Genomic DNA, 7307 nt, shown 5'->3' on the forward strand with positions numbered 1-7307 from the left:
GCAAAGCCGTCCACGCGGGTTCGAATCCCGTCCCCACCTCCAGTACAGTGAAAGCACCCAGAACAATGGGCGATTGGCGCAGCGGTAGCGCGCTTCCCTGACACGGAAGAGGTCACTGGTTCGATCCCAGTATCGCCCACGAAAGCGTCCCTTCGGGACGCTTTTTTTGCGGACGTAGCTCAGCTGGCTAGAGCACCACCTTGCCAAGGTGGATGTCGCGGGTTCGAATCCCGTCGTCCGCTCCATTCGTGGCCGTCACGTGATCAGTTTCAGCCCGATCACACAGCCCACGATGCCCAGTACCAGGGCGATTTTCAGAAGCGACGCCTGCTCCCCGCCGAATGCCATCGCGTAGGCGACGGTCAGTGAAGCCCCGATCCCCACCCACACCGCGTAGGCGGTTCCCACGGGCAGGGTCCGCATGGCCCAGGCGAGGCCCGACATGCTCAGGATGAGTGCGCCGCCGAACACCAGGGTTGGCCCCGTCCTGGTGAATCCCTCCGATCTGCCGAGCGCGGTGGCCCAGACCGCCTCGAGCACCCCGGATATCACCAGAATCAACCACGCCATGCTCGTCCGCCCTCCGATTCGCTGCCCCGGTGCCACTCCATCGTGGCCCCTGGGACACCGTCTGGTGGGGTGTTCACCGTCGGCCACATGTCCCACCCTCCCACAGGGCCCCGGTCGTCGGGCCGGGAGAGAGCTACGGCATACGCGTCAACATTCCCAGGAGCGAACAGCCAGCAAATCATCAGGCAAGTCGGCTACGATCGACAGCGAAGGGGACGGGATTCCGTTCCCACGGATGAAAGGAGGTGCCTGTTGTCTTTATTTGACGGGCTCAAAGGCAAAGCCGGTGCATTGAAGGAAAAGGCAACCGCACTGGTTGGCTCGAATTCCGGAAAAGTGAAGAACGGTATCGGAAAGGCCGGCCATTTCGTCGATGGCCGCACCGGTGGCAAGTACTCCAAGCACATCACCGGGGTTCAGGCCAAGGCCTCCACACTGGTCGACAATGTCGAGAAGACCCACAAGTCAAACGGGACCGATCGCACTGTCATCCGCGATGAAGGCACCGGAACCGCGGGTCCTTCCACCCCGGCCTAGACGCCTGCAGCACGATCAAAGAAGCGCCGGTCCCGCCGTGAGGCGGAGCCGGCGCTTTTGTGTGTGCTGGGCCTTCAGCCCGCGTCGCTCCCCTGGCGGGCCAGGGCTGTGAGACGGGACACGGCGCGGTAGTACTTCTTCTGGTAGCCGCCGTGCATCATCTCGTCGGTGAACAGCTTGTCGAATGTCTCCCCACTGGCCAGTACCGGCACGTCACGGTCGTAGAGCCGGTCCGCGAGGACCACGAAGCGCAGCGCCACCGCCTGCTCGGTGATGGTCCTCACGTTGTGCCAGGCAACGGCGTCGACGCCGTCGAGAAGCTGCCGGTACCTGCTCGGGTGCACCCCGGCCAGGTGGTCGATCAGTTCCGTGAAGCCGTCCTCCGCCAGCGTGCCACCGGAAAAGCCGCGGATGCGGTCGCGCAGTCCGGCCTCGGTCAGGGGCTGCGGCGCCTGCGGCAGGCCCCGGTGGCGATAGTCGTCGCCGTCGATCCGTGACACGTCGAACTGGTCGGCGAGCACCTGGATCTCGCGCTGGAAATCCACTGCGGCGAACCGGCCGTCACCGAGTGAGCCGGGCAGGGTGTTCGACGTCGCGGCGAGTTTCACTCCCGCGTCCGCGAGTTCGCGCATCAGCCGGGACATCAGCACCGTGTCCCCCGGATCGTCGAGTTCGAACTCGTCGATGCAGACGAGCCGGTAGCCGCTGAGCGCGTCGACTGTCTTGCGGAAGGACAGGGCCCCCACCAGGTTGGTGTATTCGACGAACGTGCCGAACGCCTTGGGCCCGACGGACGCGTGCCAGAGGGAAGCCAGCAGGTGGGTCTTGCCGACGCCGAAACCGCCGTCGAGGTAGATTCCCGCCCGGGAAGGAGTCTTCCTGGCGCCGAACAGCTTCCGGAATCCCGAGGGCTCCGGTTCGTTGACGGACGACGCGAAGCCGCGCAGCGTCCGTACTGCTGCTGACTGGGAGGGCTGCTGCGCATCGGGGCGGTAGCTGTCGAAGGACACCTCCCCGAACCGTGGCGACGGATAGAAACCGTCAAGAAGCTGATCGACCGAGACCTTCGGCACTCGCTGCGTCAGGTGCTCTATGTTCGCCACAGGGTAGGACCGCTTTCTTTGCCGGGGATGGTGGGTGCGCCGGCGGGCTGCCTCGCTACGTCAGAATACGGCACTGCCGCGGTGCGGCCACCTCGCCGGGCGCGGGCTTGCGCCCGGTGGCGGCCTGGTCGTCCCGTGGAGCCCGCGGAGGGCGGCCCGGAAGTATTCGGGCTCCCGCGTGGTTAGGCTAGGAGGAAACCAACCCCCAGGAGAAAGGTCGCCATGACGATCGGGAACGACCCCCAGGAGAAATTTGCCGCCTATGCCCATCCGGAGCGACTGGTGTCGACGCAGTGGCTCGCCGAACATTTGGGAGCCGAGGGACTGGTGGTGGTGGAGTCCGACGAGGACGTGCTGCTCTACGAGACCGGGCACCTCTCGGGAGCAGTCAAAATCGACTGGCACACCGAACTCAACGACGAGGTCGCGCGCGACTACGTGGACGGCGCCGGCTTCGCGGAGCTGATGTCAGCCAAGGGTATTTCCCGGGACTCGACCGTGGTGATCTACGGTGACAAGAGCAACTGGTGGGCGGCATATGCCCTTTGGGTGTTCGCCCTCTTCGGACACGAGGACGTCCGGCTGCTCGACGGCGGGCGCGACAAATGGGTTGCCGAGGGCCGTGCCCTGACCACCGACCGTCCCGTCGTCTCCCCCACGAAGTACCCCGTCATCGAGCGGAACGACGCCCCCGTGCGGGCGTACCTGAACGATGTCCTCGGCCACTTCGGCAACCCGCTGATCGATGTCCGCTCACCAGACGAGTACACCGGGGTCCGCACGCACATGCCCGCCTACCCGGAAGAAGGCGCCATGCGCGGCGGCCACATTCCCACCGCCGCGTCCGTTCCGTGGGGGCGCGCGGCAGCCGAGGACGGCACCTTCCGCCCACGCGAGGAACTCGATGCCATCTACCGGGACGAGGCCGGGTTGAAGACCGGCGACGACGTGGTCGCCTACTGCCGCATCGGCGAGCGCTCGAGCCACACCTGGTTCGTCCTGGCTCACCTGCTGGGCTTCGACAGGGCCCGCAACTACGACGGTTCCTGGACGGAGTGGGGAAACGCCGTCCGCGTGCCGATCGCCAGGGGGGCCGAGCCCGGCACCGCCCCTGCACGCACCGCGAACGCGGCGTCGGGGACAAGACCGTGAGCAACGAAACGCTGCCCCGCCAGCTCGCCGACATCGTGGACGATTTCCAGGAACTCACCGAACCTGACCGGCTTCAACTGCTGCTCGATTTTTCACGCGGTCTTCCGAACCTTCCCGTGCGCTTCTCGGAGCACCCTGAGCTCCTGGAGCAGGTCGTGGAGTGCCAGACTCCCCTTTTTTTGGCCCTGGAGATCGGCGAGGAGCCGGACCGGCCGGTCCATCTGTTCTTCTCCGCTCCCCCGGAAGCGCCGACGACGCGCGGCTTCGCGGGCGTCCTCCTCGAGGGGCTCGACGGCCTTCCTGCCGCCGAGGTCCTGGCCGTGCCCGACGACGTCCCCGACCGGCTCGGCCTGACCCGCGCTATCACTCCCCTGCGCATGAGGGGCATGACGGCGATGCTGGGCAAGATCAAGCGGAGGATCCGCGAAGCAGGGGTCTGATGCCCGGCGGCGGTGACAGCACCGGTCACAGCGGGCGATGACGATCCCGCCGGACGGGCGGCACGAACCTCAGGCGGATCCCGTCGGCCGGACCCGGCCTCCCGGCATCGCCTTCTCGTGAAGCAGGGCATTGAGCCAGGCGGTCACCGTGCCCTCCCAGCGCCCGGGAGCCACGTTCCACTCCTTGGTATGCCGGGCACGGTGGAACCTCTCGAAGGTCACGAAGGCGGGGTTCCGCTCGGCGAGCTGGGCCGAGGCACCGACCGGAACGAACTCGTCGTCCTCGCTGTGCAGGATCAGTGTGGGAATGGTCAACTGCTCGGCGCGGGCAATCCAGTCCATACTCTTGAGATCGAGTGGGGCCGCGAGGCCGGTGATCCGCTTCGCGGCGTCGTTGGCCAGCAGCCACTGGCCGAGCCTGCCCACGGGAGCCGGAATCTTGTTGAGTTCGGCATGGTGCGCGAGCACCTCGATCCAGTTGATGACCGGTCCGTTGAGCACCAGCGCGCTGATCCGCCTGCGGTGCCGCGAGAGGTCTGCTGTCTGGAGGGCGATTGCACCGCCCATCGACCATCCGAACAGCACCACCTGCCGCGCCCCGGCTGACACCGCGTAGTCGATCGCGGCCTCGACGTCGCGCCATTCGGTCATGCCGAGACCGTAGCGGCCGTCGGGTGCCGAGGGGGCCTCGCCGTCGTTGCGGTAGGAGATCGCGAGGCTGGTCAGGCCGAGGCCCCGGGCCGTGTGCAGCGCCCGCAGGGCCTCCGCCCGATCGGCTCCCCTGCCGTGGATCAGCACCGCCCAGGTCTCGGCGGTGAACTCCGCGCGCACCAGCCACGCCGGAGCCGTGCCGCCGTCGACGGGGATCCTCACCTCCTCATCCGCAAGCCCGAGGTCCGAGGGTACCGAGTATGCGGCGCCGCTCCACCAGCCGCGGGTCGCAGCTGCGAGGTCCCCCGAGTAGACCTTCTCCACCTCGCGCTGCACGGTGCCCTCACGGGGAACGTAGGAGCGGATCGCACCGATCCGCGCGTGGCCCGATCCGCGCCCGAAGTAGAGGCTGTAGGTCCCTTCGACAGTGGTGTCGTCGTTCGCCGGGAGGATCACCTGCTGCCCGGTGCCCGTGGCGACCACGGCTAGGATGTCGAGGTTCTCCACCCGGTCCCGCGCCGGGATCACGATCTGGCGGGCGAAGTGCGCGGCGAGACCGGACGCGGCGCCTGCTGCCGACGACGTAAGGACTGCTCCGATCCCGACACCGAGCGCAGTCCACTTGATCCACGGGGAGGTGCCGGGCTCCGCTCCCACGGGCCCTGCCTGATTTCTTGACATACCCACATTCTTACCCGCGGGACGTGGGAGCGTCGATTCGGCGCGCAGGGCCACTTCCAGGGTGGGGCTGATTCACGGACGATACCCGGCTAATGTTTTGGGCATGAACCAGACAATCGTGGTACTGACCGAGGAAGCACTCACCGATGCCGACGCGTTGAACCTGCAGACACTGCAGGGCGAGGACGCCACGGAGTTCGTGCTGCTGGTCCCTGAGGACCGCGCCACGTCGGTGGTGGGTGATTTCCTGCACCACCTGAGCCTGCTGGAGCTCGCCGAGGCGTTCCGCAGCCTCTCGAAGGAGCAGCCCGCAGCAGGCCGGGCCGCCCCCGTGAGCGCGCTTGAAGGTTCCCTCGAAACGGCGAGGCAGCACGGGCTCGCCCTGACCGGAAGGATCGTGGCCGGAAGCGCGGTGAAGGCCCTCGTGGCAGCTGCACAGGAGACCGATGCGTCCCAGGCGGTGGTGATCACCAGGCCGCACGCCGTCGCCGACACGTTCCACCGGGACTGGGCCAACCAGGCCCAGGATCAACTCGGCATCGCGGTGCTGCACCTCTATTCCGGCTCGGGATTTATTGGCGGCTCGTAGGCGTTGAACCAGATATGACCGCAACGAATGATGTTCCCCGGCCCGAGGTTTCCAAGAGCGACGACGAGTGGCGGCAGGAACTGACGCCCGAGGAATTCCGGGTACTCCGGAAGGCCGGCACCGAGCGCCCCTTCACCGGCGAGTACCACGACTCCCACACCGAGGGGGTCTATCAGTGCCGCGCCTGCGGGCAGGATCTTTTCACCAGTTCCGAGAAGTTCGACTCGCACTGCGGATGGCCGTCGTTCTGGGCGCCGCTGGCCGAGGAGCGGGTGCGCTACCTCCACGACCGTTCGCTCGGCATGGAACGCATTGAGGTGCGCTGCGGCCGATGCGATTCCCATCTCGGCCATCTGTTCAAGGGCGAAGGATTCCAGACGCCGGTAGACCAGCGCTTCTGCATCAACTCGATCTCGATGAAGCTCGTGCCGTCGGTGGCCGCCGAATAGTTCGGAACGGCCGGTCCTGCCGACTCCCACCCGCCTCTCCCGTCGCGTGCGAGCCGCTCGCCGGCGAGCCGGGCAGGGCAGCCGGAGGGCACCTGATGCTCCCAGCGTGCGCTGTGCTCCCGAGAATAAGGTTTTGTGATGCTCGAGCCTATTTAGCGTAAGGGACGCTTTATCGTTGCTACGCTCGTGTGGACACGACGCTAACGCCCGAAGAATCCCGGGCCGGGACCGAAAGCAGCGAACATGACCTCGACACCACTGGCACCGACAGTCCACACGACACCAGCTCCACACCTCCATCCCGCCTGGCTCGCCCTCAAAGCCGCCGCCACCGAATTCCAGGGCCTCCAGGTCAAGGACGGTTCCATTCCCGAACCGGGAGACCATGCCTGTGCGTCGACACTGACGGACGTCCTCACCGGTGCGGTGCGTGAGCTGCTGCCCCTTTTTCCCCACGACGCGGCGTACCTCGAGCTGGTCCTCGCGGACCTGCAGGCCTGGGAAACCGGAGGGTTCGGGATTCCTGATTTCCTCGACTCACTGCTGGCCTTCCAGCCGCAGCAGCACCGCGTCGACGGCCTGCAGCACCTGGTCCTGTTCCCGATGTACACACAGAACGGCAGTTCGAGCCGCCTCATCGAGGCAGTGCTGATCGAGGTGCTCTGGCCGGAGTTCATCGCCGAACTCGACGCCGGCGACTACTCGAACGGACTCTTCGTCCCGATCCGCTTCATCGACTTCACACCGGGGTACGACACGAACTCGGCGGTCCTCTTTCCCGAGACCGTGGCCGTCCGACGGACCCCGACGTTCACCTGGGGGGCGATCTTCGCGGACCGCGAAGCCGCCCGTTTCCGCAGGGTGGTGCGTGCCGCGGCGGACATCACGCGCCTGGAACTGCCGGAGGAGGCACGCCAACTGCTGGAGGACCAACAGCTCACCGAGAAGACCTTCGTGATGTGGGATCTCATCCACGACCGCACCCACATGCGGGGGGACCTGCCCTTCGACCCGTTCATGATCAAGCAGCGCATGCCCTTCTTCCTCTACTCGCTGGAAGAACTTCGGTGCGACCTCACGGCGTTCCGCGAGTCCGTGAGGATCGCCCAGGACGACGACGCCGGCGGCCTCGTCC

The 7307-nt window shown here is 66.6% G+C and carries 9 protein-coding genes and 2 tRNA genes; 8 read left to right on the forward strand and 3 right to left on the reverse strand.

The annotated features are described in order from the left end of the window. Positions 1-67: 67 nt before the first annotated feature. Together Y704_RS0113550 and Y704_RS0113555 are read left to right on the forward strand one after the other, a co-directional pair. Positions 68-139, forward strand: a tRNA-Val gene (locus tag Y704_RS0113550). Between the two features lie 29 nt (positions 140-168). Beyond that, a tRNA-Gly gene (locus Y704_RS0113555) sits at positions 169-245 on the forward strand. Between the two features lie 10 nt (positions 246-255). On the opposite strand, the gene Y704_RS0113560 is transcribed toward Y704_RS0113555, so the two are convergent. Beyond that, on the reverse strand, positions 256-570 hold the full coding sequence (locus Y704_RS0113560) for a DMT family transporter (RefSeq protein WP_026550515.1): 315 nt from the start codon (positions 568-570) through the stop codon (positions 256-258). A gap of 252 nt (positions 571-822) precedes the next feature. Between Y704_RS0113560 and Y704_RS22860 the strand changes: the two genes are divergently transcribed. Next, positions 823-1107 carry an antitoxin gene (locus Y704_RS22860; protein WP_051477069.1) on the forward strand — a complete coding sequence of 95 codons (285 nt, stop codon included), beginning with the start codon at positions 823-825 and terminating at the stop codon, positions 1105-1107. Between the two features lie 74 nt (positions 1108-1181). Here the strand turns inward: Y704_RS22860 and zapE are convergent, their stop codons facing one another. Then, on the reverse strand, positions 1182-2210 hold the full coding sequence (gene zapE, locus Y704_RS0113570) for a cell division protein ZapE (protein WP_026550516.1): 1029 nt from the start codon (positions 2208-2210) through the stop codon (positions 1182-1184). 222 nt (positions 2211-2432) lie between these two features. On the opposite strand from zapE, the gene Y704_RS0113575 reads away from it, so the two are divergent. Both Y704_RS0113575 and Y704_RS0113580 read left to right on the forward strand, forming a co-directional pair. Then, positions 2433-3362, forward strand: coding sequence for a sulfurtransferase (locus Y704_RS0113575; RefSeq protein WP_026550517.1), 930 nt, complete (start codon positions 2433-2435; stop codon positions 3360-3362). Continuing rightward, a complete protein-coding gene (locus tag Y704_RS0113580) occupies positions 3359-3802 on the forward strand; it encodes a SufE family protein (protein WP_026550518.1) in 444 nt (147 codons plus the stop codon). Before Y704_RS0113575 ends, Y704_RS0113580 begins: the two co-directional genes overlap by 4 nt. A gap of 69 nt (positions 3803-3871) precedes the next feature. On the opposite strand, the gene Y704_RS21345 is transcribed toward Y704_RS0113580, so the two are convergent. After that, positions 3872-5134 carry an alpha/beta hydrolase family protein gene (locus Y704_RS21345; protein WP_035772822.1) on the reverse strand — a complete coding sequence of 421 codons (1263 nt, stop codon included), beginning with the start codon at positions 5132-5134 and terminating at the stop codon, positions 3872-3874. A gap of 103 nt (positions 5135-5237) precedes the next feature. Between Y704_RS21345 and Y704_RS0113590 the strand changes: the two genes are divergently transcribed. From Y704_RS0113590 to Y704_RS21350, 3 genes are all read left to right on the forward strand, one after another. Continuing rightward, complete coding sequence (locus tag Y704_RS0113590; RefSeq protein ID WP_026550519.1) at positions 5238-5723, forward strand: hypothetical protein; 486 nt, start codon at positions 5238-5240, stop codon at positions 5721-5723. Positions 5724-5737: 14 nt separating this feature from the next. Beyond that, a complete protein-coding gene (gene msrB, locus Y704_RS0113595) occupies positions 5738-6172 on the forward strand; it encodes a peptide-methionine (R)-S-oxide reductase MsrB (protein ID WP_026550520.1) in 435 nt (144 codons plus the stop codon). A gap of 243 nt (positions 6173-6415) precedes the next feature. Continuing rightward, a partial coding sequence (locus Y704_RS21350) for a DUF6421 family protein (RefSeq protein WP_253904347.1) occupies positions 6416-7307 on the forward strand: 892 nt, incomplete at its 3' end.

It is taken from the genome of Arthrobacter sp. Br18, assembly GCF_000520555.1.
GTDB lineage: Bacteria > Actinomycetota > Actinomycetes > Actinomycetales > Micrococcaceae > Arthrobacter_D.